At 45.5% G+C, this 21,699-nt stretch carries 19 protein-coding genes; 5 read left to right on the top strand and 14 right to left on the bottom strand.

Annotated features, from left to right (window positions below; genetic code table 11):
- Positions 1-323: 323 nt before the first annotated feature.
- Positions 324-1,409, top strand: coding sequence for an ImmA/IrrE family metallo-endopeptidase (locus tag ENTCL_RS22675; RefSeq protein WP_013365100.1), 1,086 nt, complete (start codon positions 324-326; stop codon positions 1,407-1,409).
- An 11-nt stretch (positions 1,410-1,420) separates the two neighbouring features.
- Here the strand turns inward: ENTCL_RS22675 and ENTCL_RS05395 are convergent, their stop codons facing one another.
- The 4 genes from ENTCL_RS05395 to ENTCL_RS05380 form a co-directional block, all read right to left on the bottom strand.
- A complete protein-coding gene (locus ENTCL_RS05395; protein ID WP_013365099.1) occupies positions 1,421-2,350 on the bottom strand; it encodes an alpha-glutamyl/putrescinyl thymine pyrophosphorylase clade 3 protein in 930 nt (309 codons plus the stop codon).
- On the bottom strand, positions 2,340-4,121 hold the full coding sequence (locus tag ENTCL_RS22375; protein ID WP_013365098.1) for a thymidylate synthase: 1,782 nt from the start codon (positions 4,119-4,121) through the stop codon (positions 2,340-2,342). Before ENTCL_RS22375 ends, ENTCL_RS05395 begins: the two co-directional genes overlap by 11 nt.
- 391 nt (positions 4,122-4,512) lie before the next feature.
- Positions 4,513-4,743 carry a helix-turn-helix domain-containing protein gene (locus ENTCL_RS05385; protein WP_013365097.1) on the bottom strand — a complete coding sequence of 77 codons (231 nt, stop codon included), beginning with the start codon at positions 4,741-4,743 and terminating at the stop codon, positions 4,513-4,515.
- A 51-nt stretch (positions 4,744-4,794) separates the two neighbouring features.
- Positions 4,795-4,983 (bottom strand): helix-turn-helix domain-containing protein, encoded by a 189-nt coding sequence (locus ENTCL_RS05380; RefSeq protein ID WP_420805093.1) that lies wholly within the window; start codon positions 4,981-4,983, stop codon positions 4,795-4,797.
- Between the two features lie 171 nt (positions 4,984-5,154).
- Between ENTCL_RS05380 and ENTCL_RS05375 the strand changes: the two genes are divergently transcribed.
- The 4 genes from ENTCL_RS05375 (at position 5,155) to ENTCL_RS05360 (ending at position 9,841) form a co-directional block, all read left to right on the top strand.
- Complete coding sequence (locus tag ENTCL_RS05375) at positions 5,155-5,403, top strand: helix-turn-helix domain-containing protein (protein ID WP_013365095.1); 249 nt, start codon at positions 5,155-5,157, stop codon at positions 5,401-5,403.
- 331 nt (positions 5,404-5,734) lie between these two features.
- Positions 5,735-6,961 carry a trans-sulfuration enzyme family protein gene (locus ENTCL_RS05370; protein WP_013365094.1) on the top strand — a complete coding sequence of 409 codons (1,227 nt, stop codon included), beginning with the start codon at positions 5,735-5,737 and terminating at the stop codon, positions 6,959-6,961.
- Entirely contained in the window at positions 6,961-8,400 is a 1,440-nt protein-coding gene (gene nhaC / locus ENTCL_RS05365) for a Na+/H+ antiporter NhaC (RefSeq protein WP_013365093.1), read from the top strand. Before ENTCL_RS05370 ends, nhaC begins: the two co-directional genes overlap by 1 nt.
- Positions 8,401-8,632: 232 nt before the next feature.
- A complete protein-coding gene (locus ENTCL_RS05360; protein ID WP_013365092.1) occupies positions 8,633-9,841 on the top strand; it encodes an IS256 family transposase in 1,209 nt (402 codons plus the stop codon).
- Positions 9,842-9,900: 59 nt separating this feature from the next.
- Here the strand turns inward: ENTCL_RS05360 and ENTCL_RS23580 are convergent, their stop codons facing one another.
- The 10 genes from ENTCL_RS23580 to evgA all read right to left on the bottom strand — a co-directional run bounded on the left by ENTCL_RS23580 (position 9,901) and on the right by evgA (position 21,629).
- Positions 9,901-10,374, bottom strand: a complete 474-nt coding sequence (locus tag ENTCL_RS23580) for a hypothetical protein (RefSeq protein WP_157865527.1) — start codon at positions 10,372-10,374, stop codon at positions 9,901-9,903.
- A gap of 219 nt (positions 10,375-10,593) precedes the next feature.
- Complete coding sequence (locus ENTCL_RS23575) at positions 10,594-10,776, bottom strand: hypothetical protein (RefSeq protein WP_157865526.1); 183 nt, start codon at positions 10,774-10,776, stop codon at positions 10,594-10,596.
- Between the two features lie 409 nt (positions 10,777-11,185).
- Complete coding sequence (locus ENTCL_RS05350; RefSeq protein ID WP_013365090.1) at positions 11,186-11,854, bottom strand: EAL domain-containing protein; 669 nt, start codon at positions 11,852-11,854, stop codon at positions 11,186-11,188.
- Positions 11,855-11,938: 84 nt separating this feature from the next.
- Positions 11,939-12,952, bottom strand: coding sequence for a fimbrial protein (locus tag ENTCL_RS05345; RefSeq protein ID WP_013365089.1), 1,014 nt, complete (start codon positions 12,950-12,952; stop codon positions 11,939-11,941).
- Positions 12,953-12,965: 13 nt separating this feature from the next.
- The gene (locus ENTCL_RS05340; RefSeq protein WP_013365088.1) at positions 12,966-15,467 is read right to left on the bottom strand and encodes a fimbria/pilus outer membrane usher protein; all 2,502 of its coding nucleotides are present in this window, start codon (positions 15,465-15,467) and stop codon (positions 12,966-12,968) included.
- A gap of 11 nt (positions 15,468-15,478) precedes the next feature.
- Entirely contained in the window at positions 15,479-16,156 is a 678-nt protein-coding gene (locus tag ENTCL_RS05335) for a fimbrial biogenesis chaperone (protein WP_013365087.1), read from the bottom strand.
- 47 nt (positions 16,157-16,203) lie between these two features.
- Positions 16,204-16,719 (bottom strand): fimbrial protein, encoded by a 516-nt coding sequence (locus tag ENTCL_RS05330; RefSeq protein ID WP_044611900.1) that lies wholly within the window; start codon positions 16,717-16,719, stop codon positions 16,204-16,206.
- A 111-nt stretch (positions 16,720-16,830) separates the two neighbouring features.
- Entirely contained in the window at positions 16,831-17,355 is a 525-nt protein-coding gene (locus tag ENTCL_RS05325; protein WP_013365085.1) for a helix-turn-helix transcriptional regulator, read from the bottom strand.
- A 459-nt stretch (positions 17,356-17,814) separates the two neighbouring features.
- A complete protein-coding gene (locus ENTCL_RS05320) occupies positions 17,815-21,000 on the bottom strand; it encodes a response regulator (RefSeq protein WP_013365084.1) in 3,186 nt (1,061 codons plus the stop codon).
- Positions 21,000-21,629 carry an acid-sensing system DNA-binding response regulator EvgA gene (evgA, locus tag ENTCL_RS05315; RefSeq protein WP_013365083.1) on the bottom strand — a complete coding sequence of 210 codons (630 nt, stop codon included), beginning with the start codon at positions 21,627-21,629 and terminating at the stop codon, positions 21,000-21,002. Before evgA ends, ENTCL_RS05320 begins: the two co-directional genes overlap by 1 nt.
- Positions 21,630-21,699 lie beyond the last annotated feature (70 nt).

Genomic DNA, 21,699 nt, shown 5'->3' with positions numbered 1-21,699 from the left:
GCGATTATATTATCTTATGATAGTGAAAAAATCCGGAACCTCTGTACTAAAGAGGTAATAGCTTGGCAAAGTTTGCCTAGGGACGTAGTCAAGACCCTGATCAACAGGCTAGCGGACTTACGTGCAGTATCTAGTCTCAATGATTTGCTCGTAGGTAATCCCAGAGAAACCAATGCACTTCCCCCAGGTGAGTATATAATAGATCTATGTAACGGTTATTCTCTAATTTTCAGTTCGTCTCATCCAACAACGCCACTACTTTCTACAGGTGCTGTCGATTGGTCAAAAGTTAGCCGAATTAAAATTCTTGGGATCGAAAAGTTATGAGCACAAGCACAAACTACACTCCTACTTGGATAAGTTCTCCAGGAGAGACAATTTCCGACATATTGATTGAAAGAAAAATATCAATCGATGAATTAAAAAATCTTTTGGATATGTCTGAATTTAAGATAACACAATTAATTACTGGAAAGTTACTCATTAATGAATATATAGCAGAACGTTTATCTAACGTTCTTGGTGCATCTCAATCATTTTGGCTAGAACGCGATAAACAATATCGTGAAGCATTACAACATATTAATATGGAGTTAGACTCTGCCCAAAACTCATGGTTAGAAAATTTACCTACCGGAGATATGCAAAAACAGGAATGGCTTCCAAAGACAATATATAAATTCCAGAAGTTTTTATATTGCCTTGATTTTTTCGGAGTCCAAAGCATTTCTGAATGGGAGCTAAAATATAGAAATTTTCATTCATCCGTTGCATTTAAATCCTCACAAAGCTTTAGTTCTACTCAAGGTTCCCTTGATGTGTGGATTAGACAAGGTGAAATAGCATCAAAAAATATAAAATGCGCCTCATGGAATAAAGATGCATTCATCAGCCTATTACCCGAAATTCGTTTATTAACAAGAAAGAAATCACCTTCAGATTTCTTACCTAAAATACAAGAAATTTGTGCTACATGTGGTGTTGCCGTAGTTATAGTTAAGGCACCAAATGGTTGCCGAGCTAGTGGAGCTACAAAATTTATAGCGAAAAATAAGGCAATGATAATACTTAGTTTTCGCCATCTTTCAGATGATCATTTCTGGTTTACATTTTTTCACGAGATGGGTCATTTAATATTACACGACAGTAACCTAATATTTATTGATGATGACTCACTTAATATAAACTCTCTGTTAGAAGATGAAGCAAATGAATTTGCTCAAAACACTTTGGTTCCAAGAGAGTATGAACAGGAACTATATAGAATATCCAATAATGGAAAAGAAATATTATACTTTGCTCGAAGAATAGGTATAGCCCCTGGAATAGTTGTCGGACAGTTGCAAAAAAAATCAATAATACCTTATAACCACCTGAATAACTTAAAAACAAAGTTCAAGTGGTCATAAGCTAATCTATATCAGCCCCTAAATCTAATAAATTTATTGGGGCTTTTTTGCCAATTACACAATGAATCTTCAATTACTTGCATACCTACATTTAAGTACAGATCCAGCTCAGCAATCCATTTCTCTAATTGCTCAGAACTAAATACATCTAAAGTTGTCCCTCCAAATAATAGGTTAGCCCCCCTTTTAGGTCCAGTAGCTTCTGACATATACGTGGAATCGGCCTCAATGTCTGTTATACTAAGTTTTTCAAGCATTGTAAGAAAATCAAACTTAGCTGTTCTGCCAAACCTCAAAACTTTATCCATAGATTTATATAAAGCTCTAAATCTTTCTTTTTTGTTGGGATAGTCTTTTTCAAAACGAAAGAGCATTGTTTTATGGTCACCAAATAGTCTTACCCAATCAATATAACTTTGAATAATTGCACCATTCCAATTTTTTCTTGCAGGATTTAAAGATTCATATTTTCTGTGATTACCAAAAGCACCTTGAGATGCGAGCTGAAAATGATTAAATATCAACCACTGCATGAAATCATTAGGATAGGTTATTACATTATCCCAGGCCCAAACAAAACCACTCCCTAATGACCCATAAACTCCTTTCACTAAACTCCATTTGTATTTAGAATGTTTACCAAAATGGATTGCAAGAAAAGTTAGCCAACATGCTTCATCAATATTTCCATTTTTCTTCATTATAACAGCAGCTTTTATTGGATCGAACATATTACTATTTGGATTAGCTCTCTCGACACTCATATCCTGATTATCTATAATTCTTACGAAGTCAACCCTTCTTTTACTTTCAACTATTTGGCCTAATAATGATTCTAAGTTATCTTCATGCCTTATACCTCTTAATTCTCTTTCTGTATTACTGTACTCAATAAGTTTATTTCTTATTCTATCAGCAAATACACGATCATTATAATTCATGGTTTAATGTCATCCAATAGTTATTAAATCTTTTCTTTATTTCTTCTTTCACAAGATTAGACACACCAAAACTACTTTGAACATTATGATTGAATCCATATATATATATATCCCTACCTATATCAACACCTGATATATTACTTAATTTCCCCGTATACTCAAACCCTTTAATATCATTTCCAGACTTTCTTTTCAAACTCAGAGAGGATACACCGTTCTCACAGATCTCTATATTAGATATTAACTTTAAATGTTCAACAACAGTTCTACCATTTAATAAAAGCAATTTTATCTTTGAGTTTTTTATGATAACCCCCAGAGATGATGATATTTTTTTTAATAATACTTCTCGTTGATATCCACTTAAATAAGACCATTTTTTATAAGTGGCAAATGGGACTAAATCTAAATGACAGGCATTACTTTCTTTTCCATAATAACTAAAACCAGATTGAGATAATAAGTTATCTAATGGTTTAAACCACCTATCATATGGATTTCTTTCAAAATATAGATCACAGGACTCTATAATCATATCTAGAGTTTGATCATCTATGGTATTCCAGTCATTTAAAAATAGTGATTTTAGTGTATGGAAACGTCTCAAATCGGACTCAAGTTCATTCCCCTGTGAATCTAAAAATTCATTATTGCTAGGATTTAAGCCTAGAGTTGCAACTATTGCTGTAGAGATTTTACCAAATGCTGGAATAGGGCTGCCATTTAAAATAACTCCTGAAGATATGAGATCCTTATCCTTGAGAGATCTAACTAGCATACGCGTAATCGTGCGGTAACCATCTAAGTCATAATCAGCAGGACCTTCTTTAATTACATCTTCTCTCTGCTTTATATACACTTTAAAAGCACTACTATTTATTCTATCCATAATAGAATTAATTACTTTATGATCTTTTTTATACTTTCTAGCATTGAAATAGAGCAACATTAAAGCTATATCTTTCCAATAGTCATTTAGTTCTAATTTATCAATATCAATGTCGATATTATTTCTGATCTCATTTTCTTTTTTTAAAAGAATATTTAAATTGTTTTCAACATTATCCTTTGGCATTGATGGCATTTCAATTACTTCCTGCCAACCTTCATTTATATAACCTTGAGCTTTAATCCTATGCTCATCATATAGATGTAAACTACCTACAAAATGCTTATAATCACCTAAGTCACATCCTAGAATTGAAGCTGCATATTCTTGGATCATAGTGAAGGCAAAGACATCATGGGGAAAACCAAGAAAAACATCATTAGAACGCATATTTACAATCAACGAAAGCTTGTTATTCCTCAAAATAAACTGTAACGTACAAGTGCATGGAATATCTTTGTGCTTCTCTTTCAAATCATCTGAATGAAATATTTGAATTATTGCTTGCCGAGAGTCTTTCTTTTCCCGAAGTAATTGGATTACTCTCATAAACTGATTATCATTACCAAAAATCCTCGGACCATAACCGCCGTAAATCGTTTTATTATCGTCGGAAAAACAATTATACTTTGGAATATAGTAACGAATGAATTCCAAATCATGTAAACCAGACATGTACCACAATAATTCTCCAAGAGCACTAAAAACCTTACCCTTTCCTTCCGTACGACTTAGCCTAGCCCTTGGGTTATTTATTTTTATTAATACACCTGTTATTTCTGTCGCCTTACCTTTTGAAGGGTGTATGTTACTTTTTCTGGATAGGAGTTTGTTATATAATTTATTTAAAACATCATCAATGCTCTCTCCTCGTATATACATATCAAAACCTTAATCCGTTAAATGAAAATATTTATGTCTTGAGGTTAACATATCTTTTAAATTTAAAAAAGCTTCATGAATACATTTGCAGATGTAGATCACAGTCAATTATATTTCATCTTTAAGTATAGTCGCACCTCCCAAATAAGCACTACTCAATCACCTACTCCTATGACCTGCTCCCCACTCATGAATACATCATGATGTTAGTAATGCTTCCGTTAGTTGTGAGGAGCATTGTAGATGTCCGCTCCTTGCTCAAAACAGTCATAAATATGAAAGATATTGCAGGCCGATTTTCGCCAAAAGACGGACTGTCAACAAATGAGGGTACTCGTGAGGTTGGTAGCCAAGTACCCAGAGTCGCTGCAAACAAAGTCGCAACTAACAGTTAAACCAATCTTTCAAAGCTGAATAATTCTTTAATATCCATACCCAACCCTTTTGCCAAAACGCCTATTACTTCAAGGGTTGGGTTCCTTACTCCTCGCTCAATACCGCTCACATAAGTACGGTCAAGTCCACACTTATCCGCGAATGCTTCCTGAGACAGGCCGGACTGAAGCCTGAGTTTTTTGAGATGTGCGCCAAACTGCGCCTGGATGCTGGATGAATTTTTCATCCAGATAAAATGAACTTCCGTTGCCTATCAGACCACGGACTATAAGTCACATCAGGGTGCTTCGTTGTCAGCATGTGCACCATCGGCAAACATAAACAAATGGCTGAGATCCATCTCTAGTCCATCCGAAATCGCACAAATGACAATAAGTGTAGGATTCCGTACTCCGCGCTCAATTCCACTCATATATGTGCGATCGATGCCGCATTTATCGGCGAATGCTTCCTGGGACAGCCCCATATCAAGGCGTAGCGTCCTGATTCTTTCACCCAGTATCTTTTTGATTGATCCCGTATTTTTCATCAGACCAGCATCAATCTTTGTTGATTATTGTTCCACGGACTATGAGTCACATAAAATGCGTGCTAGCATGAATTTGTGACTTATAGTCAACAATAAAAGGTAAACGGAATGACCAAACATGACTGGCACCCCGCCGACATCATTGCCGCTCTGCACAAGCGCGGCACCAGCATGGCGAAGCTCTCGCGGCAGGCAGGGCTGGCCTCGTCAACGCTGGCGAACGTGCTGACGCGTCCGTGGCCAAAAGGCGAATGGCTGATTGCCGCCGCCCTGGACAGGCACCCGTCGGATATCTGGCCCGGTCGCTACCGCAACTGCCGCGACACCCGTTTACCCCGTAACCAGCTTCACCGTTAAAACATAACCCCGTAACTCCGGGGCATCACGCCCCGCGCCGTGAGTGACAGGACGCATTAATCAACGCCATCTGACAGGAGAGTTGTTTATGCCCACTGAGCCACACCCGTCCTTCGCCCTGCCGGGCCGCATAAGGCAGGCCTCCCTTCCGGCGGTTCTTCGCCTCCGGGCCGTGAAAACCGGGCCACCCGCCCCCCGTCCAGTACGCGGCAGACCATAGCTGCCTGACCGCCCGTCTCTGACATACCCGATACATGCGGACCAACACGGCCCGCAAAGGCCACCCTGTGTGTTTTTCAGGCGCACAGGGCCACTCACCAGGAAATTTAATATGGAAATCAGTAAGATGTTACTCAGCAACGATGACGTTGCCGCCGACGATAATCTGGCCTGCTCCGGGCTGGACGAACCGCATGAATTGTATTTTGGCGCGGTCAGTCCGCCGGTTATCCAGACCAGCCTGTTTGTGCAGAAAAATTACCAGGCCTACTGCGATGATATGCTCCATGAGGCCGAGCGCTTTATCTATTCCCGGGGGTTAAACCCCACGGTGCAGATGGTGGAGCAGAAGCTGGCGAAACTTGAGCGCGGTGAGGCCTGCCGCTGCTTCGCCTCCGGGATGGGCGCCATCAGCGCGGTGCTGATGGCGAACCTGAACGCTCGCGATCACATTATTCTGGTGAACAACGTCTACGGCCCGGCCATGGCGCTGGTCCGGCAGATGGCGGAAAAATTCGGCATAACATACGATGTAGTGCTGGACGGCAACCTGGACAGCATCGCCCGTAAAATCACCCCCGACACCCGGATGATTTACGCCGAATCCCCCGGCACAATGACCATGAACGTTGTCGATCTGGCCGCCATCGCCCGGCTTGCCAGGGCGCACAATATCACCAGCGCCATCGACAACACCTGGGCCACCCCGCTGTTCCAGAAGCCGCTGACGCTCGGCTTCGATATCGTCATTCACTCCTGCACCAAATACCTCGGCGGCCACAGCGATTTAATCGCCGGGGCGGTGATCACCTCGCAGCAACGGATGGCGGCTATCCGCGACTTCTCCCACCAGCTGCTGGGCGCGGTGCTGTCGCCGTTCGCCGCCTGGCTGCTGCTGCGCGGGCTGCGCACCCTGCCGGTGCGGATGCCGCGCCATCAGGAGAATGCGCTGCGGGTGATTGAATACCTGGCCACCCGCCCGGAGGTGGAAAACATCCGTCATCCCTGTCTGGCAACCCCGGAGCAGCAGGCGATTATCCGCCAGCAGATGTCCGGCTTCTCTGGCCTCTTCTCCTTCGAAATCCGCGGCGGGCATTTTGCGACGGTGAAGCGGTTTATCGACGCCTGCCGGATATTCAAAGTCGGCTGCAGCTGGGGCGGCTATGAAAGCCTGATTATCTCCCCCAACCGGGGCTATAACGAAGCGGGGCTTGCCGCTGACCATATCGCCCCCGGTCTGATTCGCCTGTCCGTCGGCCAGGAAAGCCCGGCGCTGCTGACTGACGACCAGGACACGGCCTTCGCCGCCATCGCGGGCATGCATAAAGGAGAGGCATAATGGCTGCACGCAACGCGCCGTCCTTCGGCTCCGCAATTGGTCTGCTGGTGGTGATATTTATTATTTTTGCCGCCGGTATTGGCCTGCTGAATTATCCGGTTGAGTTCACGTTACTCTGCATCACCATCGTCACCTGCTTCTACGCCCGCTACTACGGCGGTAGCTGGAGCGAAGTGATGACCTCGCTGGTCGGAAAAATTAAGGATGCGGTGCCCGCCATTCTGATTCTGCTGTCCATCGGGATGCTGATTGGCTGCTGGATGGTCTCCGGCACCATTCCGCTGATGGTGTACTACGGGCTGGCGGCCATCAACCCGGCGTACCTGTATCTGACCGCCTTCCTGGTCACGGTCTGTATCTCCACCTTCACCGGCACCTCATGGGGAACAGCGGGTACCATTGGCGTGGCGCTGATGGCGGTCGCGTCGGCCATGGACGTTTCGCTGCCGGTCACGGCGGGCGCGGTGATATCAGGCGCGTATTTTGGCGATAAGCTCTCGCCGCTGTCCGACACCACCAACATGGCTGCTATCGCCGCCGGGGCCGACCTGTACCAGAGCATCCGCAATATGCTCTATACCGCGCTGCCCGCTTTCGCCGTGGCCTGTGCAGGGTTTTACGCCCTCGGCAGCCGGCTCCACGACGGCACCGGCGCGCAGATGGAGGCGATTGCGGTGATGAAAGACGCGCTGTCGCAGCTGTTCTGGCTCAACCCGCTGCTGCTCTGCCCGGCGCTGCTGGTGTTTGTCGGGGCCGTCAAGAAGTGGGACTCGACGATCGTACTGGTGGCCTCGGCCCTGTCCGGCATCGTGCTGGCGGTGCTGTTTCAGGAGATTACGCTTGCCGACATCATCAGCGCCGCCATCAACGGCTTTACATCTGAGATGCTGCCCGGCCTGCACGGGATGGCGCTGGATGAAGCGACGGGACGCAACATTAACGTGCTGCTGAACCGGGGCGGCATGTACTCCATGACCGGCCCAATTGTGGTGATGCTATGCGCATTTATGTTCGCCTCGGCGCTGGATGTCTCGGGCGCGCTGGCGGTCATCCTGAGGCGCCTGGTGAAGATGCTTAACACCGTCACGCGCACCCTGCTGGCGACCATGTTCACCAGTTCAGTGCTGGTAGCCTGCACCGGTAACGCGGTTATCAGCTTCTTTATCGTCAAGAGCATGTACGACCCCTGCTATAAGGAGAAAAACCTGCATATGGTCAACATGTCGCGGGCGATGGAGTCCGGGGCCACGCTGCTGGAAGGGTTGTTTCCGTGGACGATATCCGGGATGTTTATGGCGAAAACGCTCGGCGTGGCGACGCTCGACTATGCGCCGTATGTGCTGTTTAACCTGTCGTGCCTGATGATGGCCATCATCTTTGCCATCATTCCCCGCTGGACACGTTTTGGCACCCGGTATGAAACGGCGCCGGGGTCATGACCCTAACTCCTTCATGACGTGAAGAGAAGTTCCGCAAAGTCTGAAAATCTGAAGCTTCAGGCACCTCATAAAGCATGATTGCTTTTGAGGTGCCATAACATTATGGCAACCGGGCAATGGGCAGATGTTATAAGCACCACCACGAGTCAATCCTTTGGGAGGAGACTGTAATTAAAATTGTGTAATTGCCTGTTTTTGATATGTTCCTCCCAACTACGGAGACAGGCAAATTATGGACGAGAAGAAGCTTAAAGCCCTCGCGGCTGAACTGGCTAAAGGTCTTAAAACCGAAGCTGACCTCAACGCATTTTCCCGCATGCTGACGAAGTTAACCGTCGAAACGGCGCTGAATGCTGAACTGACCGACCACCTCGGGTATGAGAAAAACGCGCCGAAAACCGGCACCAATACCCGCAATGGCTACTCTTCCAAAACGCTGCTGTGCGACGACGGTGAAATCGAGCTGAACACGCCGCGCGACCGTGAAAACACCTTTGAGCCGCAGCTAATCAAGAAAAACCAGACGCGTATCACGCAGATGGACAGCCAGATTTTGTCCCTGTATGCCAGAGGCATGACCGCTCGGGAAATCGTCGCTACGTTCAAAGAGATGTACGACGCGGATGTGTCACCTGCGCTGATTTCAAAAGTCACCGATGCCGTTAAAGAACAGGTCGCCGAATGGCAGAACCGCCAGCTGGATGCACTCTATCCCATTGTTTATATGGACTGTATCGTCGTAAAGGTTCGTCAGAACGGCAGCGTGATAAACAAAGCGGTGTTCCTGACGCTGGGCATCAATACCGAAGGCCGGAAAGAGCTTCTGGGGATGTGGCTGGCTGAAAACGAAGGCGCAAAGTTCTGGCTGAACGTGCTGACGGAACTTAAAAATCGCGGCCTTCAGGACATCCTGATTGCCTGCGTGGACGGTCTGAAGGGCTTCCCGGATGCGATAAACAGCGTCTATCCGCAGACTCACATCCAGCTGTGCATCATCCATATGGTGCGCAACAGCCTGAAATATGTGGCGTGGAAAGACTATAAAGCTGTCACCAGCGGGCTGAAAACGGTGTATCAGGCCCCGACAGAAGAAGCGGCGCTGATGGAGCTGGATAGCTTCGCGGATGCCTGGGACGATAAATACCCGCAGATCAGTAAAAGCTGGCGCGCGCACTGGGAAAACCTCAATATGTTCTTCAACTATCCGCCCGATATCCGCAAGGCCATCTACACGACGAATGCCATCGAGTCGCTGAACAGCGTGATCCGCGCAGCCATCAAGAAGCGCAAGGTGTTCCCGACAGACGACTCGGTGCGAAAAGTTATATATCTGGCTATCAAAGAGGCGTCAAAAAAATGGAGTATGCCGATCCAGAACTGGCGGCTGGCAATGAGTCGCTTTATTATCGAGTTCGGTGACCGCCTGAGCGATCACCTTTAATGAGTGGGCAGTTACACAGAATTATTTACAGGGTCTTTGGGAGCAGGTCGCACTCTTTATTAACGCTTACTCTGATCTTTGTTGCGGTCGTGTTGGCGTTTACTCTGATCTTTGTTTCTGTCATGATTTCGTTTGCTCTGATCCTGGTTACGATCATGATTTCGTTTAACCTGGTCTTTGTTGCGATTATCCTGACGGCTGTCGTGGTTTCCATCAATATTTTCCAGACGCTCACCGTTATTGCCATTCCACTTCGGCGCATTATCTATACGATTCTCACGGCTTGCCTCATGTATATCGTGATGCGTTTCCCGACTTTTTTCACGAATTTCATGGCGTTCATCGATATTGGAGTTGTCGCCAATACCCGTATTATTGTCTACACGATATTCACGGGTGCCTTCACGCACATCGTGTTTTCCTTCCCGTACCGACTCACGAATATCATGGCGCTGTTCAAAACTGGCCGTTTCAGCAAACGCTGACATGCTACACGTGAGAGTAAAAAGGCCAATAAAATTAATCAGTTTCATACTCAGTCCTATAAGATTCTCTACGTTACGGAGATCGGATATGGCGATGCGATTTTTCTCGTATCATAGATACTTCGTGAGTTTTGATCACAATATTATTTATATAATTAAAAATTTAACCTTTCTTTTTATAGCGTATAAACTTGCTTTATCTTTTTTATTTAAAAGATGCTTATCAATTCATGCTGGTGTTATTTTCAATAAATAAGAGCATTCCTATTAAATAACCATAACAATGACGCAAATCCCTGATTTAGCACCGAGCTGCTTTTGGGTCAGGGTCAAACCGTCGCGCTCGCCATGCTGGCGACCATGTTCACCGGTTCGGTGCTGGTGGCCTACACCGGTAACACGGTTATCAGCTTCTTTTTGGCACCCGATATGAAACGGTGCCGGTGTCATTACCCTCCATGCCGTTGCGCGGAAAGCCCTACGGGCTTTTTGTACCCGCTGCGTGTCCCGCAAAATCTGAAGCTTCAGGCGCCTCTGTTTTTCAGGCCCACTAAGTAAATCGCATCCGCCAAATTTAGGAAAGCGGACTACGTTCTCGATGATGGCGATGGCCCTGAGCTACTCATCAGTTACCCTTGCCAATGCCCGGAGCTACCGGGTAAAGCTCTACACTTCTCTGGAGAAAAGAATTGATGCACAGGAGCATCTGCAAGAACAACTGAGCCGTCCACTTGCCCCCAAAACCAATAGCTGCCAAACGTTAGTAGAATATGAAGAAAGGCAGCGTGACCGAGGGCTACACAGGAAATATCTGACGATCTATTGAACGGTACAAAAAAGTAAATAGTACAACTATCAGCTATAAATCACATATTAAAGCTGGCCAAAAATAGCCTTGCACCAGGTTTACTTTATGTCCCCTTAAAAAATTGACATGTTCGATAGATTCAACTCCTTCAATAATAAAACGATGCTCTGGTAAAGCTAAAAGCTGTCGGGGGATTTTTTTTGACTCATAAAAAGACCAAAATGACTTCTTATCTACCTTTATATTAAATCCTAAATCGGCCCACTTTTTCAAAGAAAAAAATCGTGAAGTTGTAACATCGTCCAGCCATATTTGTACGCTTGCCCCCGACGCCATTAATCTGTTTCTTCCTAAGATGATTTGCTGGATACACTCCTTTGACTCAAAATCCAATTCAATTTCAACATTAACCACCATATTTTTTTTAACTCTCGCCAGAGAGCATATGATCTCATCATCCAGCAGTAACGCAACCGGAGCATTAACAAATAATTGATTTGCAGTAATTTTATTTTCAATAAGAGCCTGGAGAAAATAATCAATCTGGGCAAAAAAAACCTTTTTCAATTCCTCAATAGCAAGGTTCCTGAAAAATACTTCATTATCAACCGGGGAGTCACATGAGCGGCAAAGAATTTCATAACCAATTACTTCCCCAATAGAATTATCGACCACCGGCTCTAAAATAAAATTAAAAAAACCACGTCCTATTTTTATCACGTTAAAATTATTTCCTTCAAAAGAATATTTTTATATTTGTATCAGGATAAAATCATCCATATAACAGCGTCATCATCACTATAATTACTGATAACTCATGGTAAAAGTTAATACACCATTGGCTGAACCGGTAGTGATCGAGTCACCTGTCTGATAATACCTGGCCTGCAGCGGAACCGAAAAGCTCCCCCCCGCAGACGAAGAACCTACAGGAAAATTAGTCCCTAGCGTTAAAGGCTGGTTATTATAAAGTAATTGGATCCCGACACCTGTCGCCGCATTCGCATTACTGATTATATTAATCACTCCTTTAGTCGCATCATAGATATTACCCTCCATTTTCACACTAACCTGAGTACCTGCATTGCAGGTCATTGGCAGAGTGAAGGATTGTGTATGCACATTTCCTGGCGTAGAATTTTTACCATTAAACTCATTTTTATTTACGTCTTTCATATCCACAGAGATAGACTGTGTCGTCACTTTACAAGCAGGCGTAGTGATCGTAAATGCATTGATATCGACGGTCGCCTCTGGTGACTGCCACAATAACGAATTACTTAACAAAATCAGAGAACCAACCGTTTTTGCCGTTATTGTTCCTGACCCTGTTTCTGATGCAGTCTTATAAAACGTTACCGTAACAGTGCCATTTAGTGTGGGATTTATCATCCCACTGGTATTTTCACAAAGTTTGACCGTATCCACCAGACCACGGATGGTATTACTCCCTGTGACCACTGCAGTTCCTCCTGCACAGTTCGCCGTTGAACCCGATATGGAATATCCGATGCCACTAACCTCCGTTTTATATATCCGACGACTATTAAGCATAGAGTCATATGTTCCAATGCCCTTAACGCCGAAAGTTTGATTAACAATATTTCCCTGGTCAGAATTGTAACAGCTAAACGCATTAATGGTTGGCGTAATTATCTGGGTACCAATGACCGAGCCCACAGGCAGGTCCTGGGAGATCGTAATATTCTGCGGCGACACTGTTGTTATCGTCGTTACCGTATTACATTGCCATGCCAGAGCTGCTTGAGAAAACAATCCCACAGCAGCAAATATTATGATAAATAAAAGTCGATACATATTTCTCTCCGGATCAATGACATTGCTCAGTGATTGTTTGCGGTTTGTCAGAAATCTGCGTTATCTGATAAGTCGCCTGACAACCTCCCCCCGTCCAACTCACTATCGCAGTTCCTTTATCCGGAACGCCGTTAAGCCAGACACGCTTGCGATCGTCAACAATGCCTTCTGGAAGGTTATCGTGGTTTCTAATGCTGACCGTTGCACCAAAGGGAATTTCTTCCCCGGTTAACTGGAGCATGACCTTGTAGCCGGTGACAGTTGGATAATCCGCCAGCGTCAGCGCACCTTTTGTCGGAATAACGGTACGAGTGTCATTCAGAACGTCGGTATTTTTATTGAGTGATGCGGTATCCAAAGACAGATTATTCTTTCGATATGGCGTCACATCGGGCACAACGGCAACACCTTTGCTGTCGGTATAGATACCGCTGTTATTTGCGACTTTCACATCTGCCGCATTGTCGGCTTTCACCAGCGCCATAGTCTCGCCAAGAGGCTGTGTAGCCGAGATGCCATAAGGGTGAACCACCACCCCCCCCATCGCCCCGACAGACATCTGGCGGTTATCACGGGAATAGTTGTAACCAACCTGATACTCCCCATGGCGGCCTTTGTAGTTAACCGAGGCGTTCCCCTGTACATCCGCGCCTTTACTGTTGTAGCCTTGCTGCACGTTCCAGCTCAGGTTTTTATCTTCCAGCGACGAACCTGACAGCCCCACCTGCGACGTCGTGTCGCCTTTTTTATTGGTGTTTCCGGAGACCGTCATCCAGCTATCAGGCAAAAAACGTGACAGCGGGATCTGCATCGTGAATGCGACGATATGATCGTTGTCATTTTGCCAGGGACCGCGGGAATAGCTGTAGTTCAGACCATAGTTAATATTGTTAATACTGGTGTTGTAACCCACATTAATACTGCGCTCGGCATCCCCCCCCCAGTAATCCTGCTGCCAGGCGGAGAGATTTAAATTCCCCCAGAGACCGAGCTTCTGGCTCAACGTAACTTGTGCCTTGCTGCGTTTATTTCGCTCATAACGCCAGCTATTACCTTCCTGCATGCCGTCATAGCCCATCCGATAAACATCCACATCACCATTTGCTTCCTGAAAATCATGAAAGCCGGAAGAGGAATAGCGATATCCCATTAAACTGAATGAGGTACCTGTCGATGCGAAATCTTTGGCATATTGCGCACGAAACGATACCCCTTCGTCCGTTCTTCCAGGCATCGTCGTATGAGCAAAAGTGGTATCAAAAGAGAGAGAGCCAAAATCACCAAACCCCTTCCCTATACCCAGTGCACCAGCGCTGTAATCAGCAGAGAGCAGCATGCCGCCATAGATTGTGCTATCCCACGGCAAGCCGTAACTCATTGTGCTTTGCAAAAACGCTGGTTCTTTGTCCTTATTATTAGCCGCACGATATTTTCCCGCCGCCAGTGCATACTTGAACTGACCTTCACGCTGCATCACCGGCACTGCCGAAAATGGCTGAATAAATTGATGCACAGAGCCATCCGCTTCACGAACCGCCACATCCAAATCTCCGCTGGCGGTGGTCGGATAGAGGTCGTCAATAACAAACGGACCTGGCGGTACATAAGATTGCCAGATAACGTTTCCACCTTGACGAATGGTGACCTGCGCATTGCTCATGGCGATTCCACGTACCACAGGGGCAAAACCTCGCACACTGTCCGGTAACATGGCATCATCCGAATACAGCTGCACGCCACGGAAATTTACGCTGTCGAACACCCCGGCCTGCGTATAACCATCACCGAGGCTGAACTGGCTTTTCAGTGACTTAATATCGCGTTCCAGCGAGGTATTAATCGTGTTCCAACTGTCCGTATTTGCGCTGTTGTTATAGGTTGAGTAATTACGCAACCGCCACGGCCCAACATTAATCCCACTTCGCAGGTTCAAATAGCTGTCATTACTCGATTTGCCGCTACTATGGCTGTTAGCTGCAGAGAAGTTGTAGTTCAGAAACATCATATTCAGCCCATCATCCCATTGCTCCGGCGATACTGTTCCGCGGGGATCCCGCTGCAGGTATTCCTGCGGAATGGAAAGATCCAACCGCATCTCATCAAACAGGAAAGCTATCTGGCTACCTGGGAGAAGTGCGCTGAGATTTTTAATGTTTGTAGCATCCTCCATGGTCATCCATGCAGGTTGCGCATTGCGCTTAATACCCCATTTAATCAGTTCTGCACGCGTCAACGTCGGCGTCAGTCCGCTACCATTATCGATAAATGTAATATCCTGTGCTTCTATATAAACTCCGTTCAGATAGACATCAACGTGATAAATGCCTGGTGCTTGCCCATTTAATTTATTAAAATGAGAAATATCTATACCCTGAGGAGTATTTCCACGAACCTCAACAAAGTCTGGATAGAAATAATCATCCGCTAACACATCAGAGATATTAATGCACAGATAAATAAACAAAGATAACTGAGTTAACTTAGCAAGACCTGGAATGATGTTGACCTGCGGCATAAAACCCTAACCTACATTTTAAATTTATGCTCAGCCGTAATACCTCCGAAGTCATTAATCGCACGCCATGAAACTTCACTACCCGTTACCGCCGACTGAGATAGCGATATCGTTTGAAATGGTAAAACCATTGGAGGTTTTGCTAATTGCTTTCCATTTACCTTAACGTCATAAAGCGACACACTATAAGGCGATGGATTATGAACACTTAACTTTCCACCCTCACGTGAAAACGTTAATTTTTGATATGCCAGTGAGGGATCACCTTTTAATCCTGCCGGGCGGTACAACAGCTTCATCTTACTTTTCACTGCGATCAGCAGTTCATTTTTCGCACCTGGTGATGACGCTGGAATTGCCTTTATGCTCAACCAGTAAACACTCTCTCTGTCTTTAGGTACTGAGTTATTGGTGAGCATTACACGCACCGAATTCTGCGCATGCGGATTCAGCTTAAATAAGGGTGGCGTTGTGGTAAATGCGCTGTCACCGTCATCGCTATTTTCATTTTTACTCACCCACGACTGAATCAGATACGGATTATTATCCGGATTGTTAACGCTGATTGCCGCCTGATTTGCACTACCGTTATAGATAACACGAGTACCACCTATTTCCACACCGCTGATGGCCACAGTAGAGCTAAACAAAACCCCAACCGCCGCTACTCTATATATTTTCTGAAGCATGAATACATCCTGGATTAATTGTTCAGGGCCACGAATGGCCCTGCTTTTTACTGATACGTAACGGTAAATGCGGTTGACGACCTTGCCGATCCAACACCAACGGTTGTACCCGTTGACATATATTTGGCAAAGTAGGTCAGCGTATTATTGACATCTGCTAACAGCGCCACATCAGCTGACGCAGAGCCAATCGGAATGAGTGTAGCGTTATCCTGCTCATAAATTGCCACTCCAACATTCGACGCCGGCTCACCGGTACTCAGCGCTAAAATAGATGGATTGATAGTATTTGTGGTACCGTCAAAACGAATACTGGCGCTGGAAATACTGGCGGGGCAGGATTTCAGCACAATGTTAAAACGTTTGGCTGCTGCTGTCGTGCCAGCACCCCCTGAAAATGCCGAAGCAGAAACAGTTCCAAGATCGACGGCAACTGATGTAGTATCAACAACACATGCAGTTCCGGTGATATTACCGGTAAAATTGATCATGCCATCGGCAGCATTAGCCACCTGCAGCACAGAGAGCGATAAAATCGCAGAGACTAACGATATATTCTTCATATGAAATCCAGTGATTAAGTTAAAATGTTTTATAATAACGCGCTGTAACATTTAGTGATATTTAACAATACCCTCTAGTGAGTAACACTTCAGGCAAATCCAATTCTCTGTTCACAACAGATTATATTCACAAGTATTCCGTTTATATCTTTCTGCCCGAGCAATATTACGGTATAGCGATATACGGTTTTCGGCCTGAAGCTTAAAAATCAAACTGCGGCGGTGGGTATAAAAGGTTTTAACAGTTATCCCCAGGCATTTCCCAATCTCACTCGCATCAAGCCCTTTTTGCATACATGAAAGCACTTCATTTTCACGCAACGAAAGCGTATACCTCACTCGGTATCTAAAACGGGAATCTTTGACAAACAGACAAGATAATATTTCATTTAACCTGCGCCTTTTATCAACAAACATAATATTCTGTATGTGTTTTAGTGCATAGTAGTCCAGATCATTGGTTATAAATGCAATTATCTTCCGACCAGGAAATAAATGCCTTTTAATTTGCAGAAGGTTTGTCGCTTCAACATCTACTATGTAGTAGTTTTCATCAATCAACTCCGACGTTAATAACGCACTGATGCCGACGATAAAAAAGTAATCATCAGAAAAAATGGAATCTGATAAATCCATAAAATTTCCTTTTCGGCATACCCTCTTTGCTTATTTTGTGTCAGAAACACACTTCATGCTCGGTTGTAAAATTTACAGAAAACGACTCCAGATGACACCACAAAAATAATGGATTTTGAATACAATCTTAAAAACGATCGTTTCTTCTAACTTTTCACGACCTAAAGATTAATAATCCATTAACAATCCAAAAATTCAGAATAAAAAACCATTTAAAATCCATTTATGTAAATTTAAGACTATTGCCACAGATAGGCCTGGTTTAATGATCCAAGTCTGTTTGATAGCCAAAACTTGGAATAAACGGAAAAATGGATTTTTCTTAGGAAATATCCCTAGAGCCGTTAACGAAACATGTTCTGTCTAACACAGGGCTCATTTTACCTGGTTAACAGTGGAGCAACATCAGCGACGCCTTATTATTCTGTCAGGTGCCGCCTACAGGCGTAGGACAGGAAGTTATGGAGTAAATTTCTTGATGGCGAGATCCAGCTCGGTAAGTAGGCGTTCGATATGATCAAGTTCAGCAGCAAGGACCGCCGCCGGAATACCGTCAGGCAATTTATTTTCCAGAGATTGCGCAGCATTCATTAACATCTCAACGCCCAGAAGCTGAGCCGTTCCGTTGATACGATGGATATGCTGTTTTACAGTCGAATAGTCTCCTGACTGCGCTTTTTGCCGGGCCAAAACTAAATCACGACGGTTTTCGTCTTGCGCATCTTGCAACGCCCGGAGCATCAACGTTCGATTACCTTGCGCCAATAAAGCGAGGCGTTCGATATCGAAGGTAGTATCACCTGTATCGTAATAGTCTGAAAGTAATTGTGAAATTTGCGATAATGTGATCGGCTTGAAAAGACAAGCATTCATGCCTGCCGCGAGACTTCGGTCGCGCTCATGTTCCTGAGCCGTCGCCGTCAGTCCCCAGATGGTGAGTTCAGGATCGAACCTTCGTATCTGTCGAGTCAGTTCAATTCCGTTCATTACCGGCATATTAAAATCGGTAATCAGCAAATCATAATGACCTTGCTGTATATAGCGTAATGCTGCGGCTCCATTATCAACCTCATCCGCAGCAATACCCAGCATGGCAAGCTGGCGTTTTAACAGCAATCGGCTGGAGGGATGATCGTCAGCAATTAGCACCCGCAGCTCCCCCCGAATAACCGAAGGAATAGACGTAGATTGCGCAGGTACGGGAATGGCTTCAAATGACGTCAGTACCGGCAAATTCAGCGTCACGGTAGTTCCCTGGTTTATTGCGCTTTGCAGTACGATTGTTCCGGCCATTTGTGTTACCAGGGCCCGACTGATTGCCAGACCCAGGCCAGAACCGCTATGCTGCTCCCCAACCGTCCCCTGACTAAAAGCCGTGAATAGTCGCTTTTGTTCCTCAGCACTAATACCGGGACCGGAATCACTCACGGAAAGCACCAGCGTATCGCGAAGCTTCATTGACGAAACCAGGACATGTCCCTGTGAAGTAAATTTTACCGCATTACCAATAAGGTTAGTGAGTACCTGGCCCAACAGCTGCGGATCGAGTCGCATTGTTTCCTTCGAATCTAAACGCGAGTCATAACGCAGCTCGATCCCTTTTTGCGCAGCCAACGCGCTAAACAGAGACATCTTCTCCATGACCAAAGTATCCGGATATACCCATTGCGGAACCACTTCCAACAGACCAGACTCAATTTTTTCCAGATCAAGAATCTCGCCGATCAGCTTTAGCAATGAACGTGATGCCTGAGCCGCCTGATCAATCGATGCTTTATCTTCCGGAGTGAAATGTGCGGGGGACAATTGCAGGAGTTCCAGAAATCCCATAATAGCGCTGACCGGAGTACGAATCTCATGGCTCATATGTGAGAGAAATGCTCTTTTCTCCTCATTTGCCTGCTGCGCTTTATTTCGCTCAACCTCCAGTAAACGCTGAGAACGTTTTCTTATTTGGACGTCCCTCACCAGATAAATTGCCCACAGCAACATGCTCAACACCAGCAACACGGCCAGCATTGTCACCAGGTAGAAAGGCTTATTATACAGTTCCCAGGTATCTATTTTGACATCAGGTAAACGGATCCATTTGCTGACAATCTGCAAAATTTCTTTGTGTGGAATATCATCCAGCGCTTTATCAAGGATCTGTCGCAGCTCCGGTTCGGATCGAGGAACGGCAAAACTAATGGCCGCCGGGTCTTCTCCCGGAATTGAGAACCAGGTGAGCCGGTCAGGATAATAATGTTCAGTCAGGTAGCGGGCGGTAAGTTGGTTCGAAATTGCAGCATCCACTTTTTCAGTCGCGACAAGATTTAACGCCACACTGGAGTTATCCACCTCTTCCCACTGAATGCCCGGATAGCGGGCTTTTAACCGGACCAGCAACGTATGATCGGCGCTAATTGCAATCCGTTTTCCCGCCCGCAGCATTGTCTCCTGCGCACTCCCTTTTCTGACAACGGTGACAAATTGCGTCGTGATAAACGGGTGGGTGAAGGAGAGATAATTTTCACGGCTCAAATCGTAGGTTGCTGCCTGTACAATATGCCAGTTATCTTTTTTCATTTCAGAAACCATGTGCTCATTCGATTTGACGACAACGGTTTCAAATTGTATACCGGTTTGCAGACTAACCAGATTAAGGATATCCCCCACTACACCGCGTATTTCCTGGTTACTGTCTACCATCGTGTACGGCGCGAACCACGGGTTAATAATCACCCGCAACGTTTTATGATTTTTAAGCCACAGCTTTTCACGCGGAGTCAGCTTCAACGGTTCAATCAGAAATGACAAATTACCTTTATCGATCATCGACTGAGCAATTTGCCCATGTATATTCTCATCAATCCCCCCAATTGTGTTATTCACAATCGACAGCAGGCGCTTCCCGGTAGGTAAAAATAAAAAAACGCTGGTTTTCTGCGGCGCAGGCCAGTATTTAACCGTACTGAGCGCCTGGCTAAACTCCTGGGACAGCCAGGTACTGGTTGTCAGCGAGTCTCCAAAGAACCAGGCGTTTTCACCGTTAGCAACAGAACTCAGCGCCTCCTGATAGCTGGGGTAATTGGCGATCTCCGCATTGGGGAATGATTGATGAATAAAATCATCATCCGGGTAGTGATTGACAATAGCAATACGAGTACTTTGCGCACTGTGCAGCGGCGCCATAACATTGGTCAGCGACGTCACCAGGTTTGGCCAGGAGTACACCAGCGGCTGTGAGGACTGAAGACCATCATCCGTAAAAGGGTGGCTGTCGAGTCCGGTTAATACCATGTCTACTTTGCCCGCTTTTAGCGCGCTAATCGCATCCGCCTCGCTGCGGTATGCCATAACGTTGATACGAATACTCAGCGAATGTTGAATCAGTGCAAGATAATCGGCATTCATCCCCCGATAGCGCCCCGTGAGAGTTGTCTGAACGAGGGGGGCTTGTTCCGGTTGATAAACCGCGACATTAAGCCTCTTTTTCTGCTGCAACCAGCGCTTATCATCCTCGGTCAAAAATACGGGTACCGGCGTGATATAGTTGTAGCCTGACAGCTCAAGTTCAACCGGAGCATCATCTCGCGCATCAGCGCGCCATCCGATTATCGACAACAGCATAAGCGCTATCGCAAGCCATCGCCTCATCATCATCAGGTCAGCTTATTTTGATGGGCAAATGAGAGCAGCTCAATTAGCGATTTGCAGCCTAACTTATCCATTAACCGGGTTTTGTAGGTACTGACCGTTTTGCCGCTGATATGCATGACATCGCCAATCTGAGTATTATCAAGCCCGTTTAGCACATAGCTCATGACCTTCATCTCTTGTGTAGAAAGCGATTCCAGACGTTGTGCATCCGTGAGCGTTGCCGACGACTCCTCCGGAAAAAATGGGAAGTAGCTGTAGCCAGCTTGCGCGGCATTGATAGCAGCAAGAATATTCTCCATTCCCTGTTTCTTACTGATGAACGCGTTAGCGCCTGCTTGCGCGCAACGTTTACTGTAGTAACGATCGTTTTTAGCTGAGACGACGATTAATATTCCAGAGAACTGCTGCGATCTGAGCTTCTCGACCAGTTCCACGCCATTGATGCCGGGTATTTCGACATCTACAATGACAATATCTACTGTATTTTTTGTCAATGCTCTTAATGTCGTCATCCCATCCTCATACTCGCTGACCACCGTAATCCGCTGTTTTTCAAGTACACCGCGAATGGCGACGCGCGCCAGGGGATGATCATCGACAATGATTGCTGTGCGGGCCTCAAACTCACTCATATCCCACCTGAAAACTGTCATCCGAAAGACACTATAATATTAGGGATAATAGCCCAAACGATACGGCAGG

This window comes from [Enterobacter] lignolyticus SCF1 (assembly GCF_000164865.1).
In the GTDB taxonomy this organism is placed as follows: Bacteria; Pseudomonadota; Gammaproteobacteria; order Enterobacterales; family Enterobacteriaceae; genus Enterobacter_B; species Enterobacter_B lignolyticus.
Note: the sequence above shows the minus strand (reverse complement) of the source record. Positions and strands in the feature narration are given on the sequence as shown.

What these genes read in the sequence shown, in the direction of transcription:
- ENTCL_RS22675 (WP_013365100.1), top strand. Translation starts at nt 324, where the DNA reads ATGAGCACAAGCACAAACTACACTCCTACTTGGATAAGTTCTCCAGGA.
- ENTCL_RS05395 (WP_013365099.1), bottom strand. Translation starts at nt 2,350, where the DNA reads ATGAATTATAATGATCGTGTATTTGCTGATAGAATAAGAAATAAACTT.
- ENTCL_RS22375 (WP_013365098.1), bottom strand. Translation starts at nt 4,121, where the DNA reads ATGTATATACGAGGAGAGAGCATTGATGATGTTTTAAATAAATTATAT.
- ENTCL_RS05385 (WP_013365097.1), bottom strand. Translation starts at nt 4,743, where the DNA reads ATGAAAAATTCATCCAGCATCCAGGCGCAGTTTGGCGCACATCTCAAA.
- ENTCL_RS05380 (WP_420805093.1), bottom strand. Translation starts at nt 4,983, where the DNA reads ATGGGGCTGTCCCAGGAAGCATTCGCCGATAAATGCGGCATCGATCGC.
- ENTCL_RS05375 (WP_013365095.1), top strand. Translation starts at nt 5,155, where the DNA reads ATGACCAAACATGACTGGCACCCCGCCGACATCATTGCCGCTCTGCAC.
- ENTCL_RS05370 (WP_013365094.1), top strand. Translation starts at nt 5,735, where the DNA reads ATGGAAATCAGTAAGATGTTACTCAGCAACGATGACGTTGCCGCCGAC.
- nhaC (WP_013365093.1), top strand. Translation starts at nt 6,961, where the DNA reads ATGGCTGCACGCAACGCGCCGTCCTTCGGCTCCGCAATTGGTCTGCTG.
- ENTCL_RS05360 (WP_013365092.1), top strand. Translation starts at nt 8,633, where the DNA reads ATGGACGAGAAGAAGCTTAAAGCCCTCGCGGCTGAACTGGCTAAAGGT.
- ENTCL_RS23580 (WP_157865527.1), bottom strand. Translation starts at nt 10,374, where the DNA reads ATGAAACTGATTAATTTTATTGGCCTTTTTACTCTCACGTGTAGCATG.
- ENTCL_RS23575 (WP_157865526.1), bottom strand. Translation starts at nt 10,776, where the DNA reads ATGACACCGGCACCGTTTCATATCGGGTGCCAAAAAGAAGCTGATAAC.
- ENTCL_RS05345 (WP_013365089.1), bottom strand. Translation starts at nt 12,952, where the DNA reads ATGTATCGACTTTTATTTATCATAATATTTGCTGCTGTGGGATTGTTT.
- ENTCL_RS05340 (WP_013365088.1), bottom strand. Translation starts at nt 15,467, where the DNA reads ATGCCGCAGGTCAACATCATTCCAGGTCTTGCTAAGTTAACTCAGTTA.
- ENTCL_RS05335 (WP_013365087.1), bottom strand. Translation starts at nt 16,156, where the DNA reads ATGCTTCAGAAAATATATAGAGTAGCGGCGGTTGGGGTTTTGTTTAGC.
- ENTCL_RS05330 (WP_044611900.1), bottom strand. Translation starts at nt 16,719, where the DNA reads ATGAAGAATATATCGTTAGTCTCTGCGATTTTATCGCTCTCTGTGCTG.
- ENTCL_RS05325 (WP_013365085.1), bottom strand. Translation starts at nt 17,355, where the DNA reads ATGGATTTATCAGATTCCATTTTTTCTGATGATTACTTTTTTATCGTC.
- ENTCL_RS05320 (WP_013365084.1), bottom strand. Translation starts at nt 21,000, where the DNA reads ATGATGATGAGGCGATGGCTTGCGATAGCGCTTATGCTGTTGTCGATA.
- evgA (WP_013365083.1), bottom strand. Translation starts at nt 21,629, where the DNA reads ATGAGTGAGTTTGAGGCCCGCACAGCAATCATTGTCGATGATCATCCC.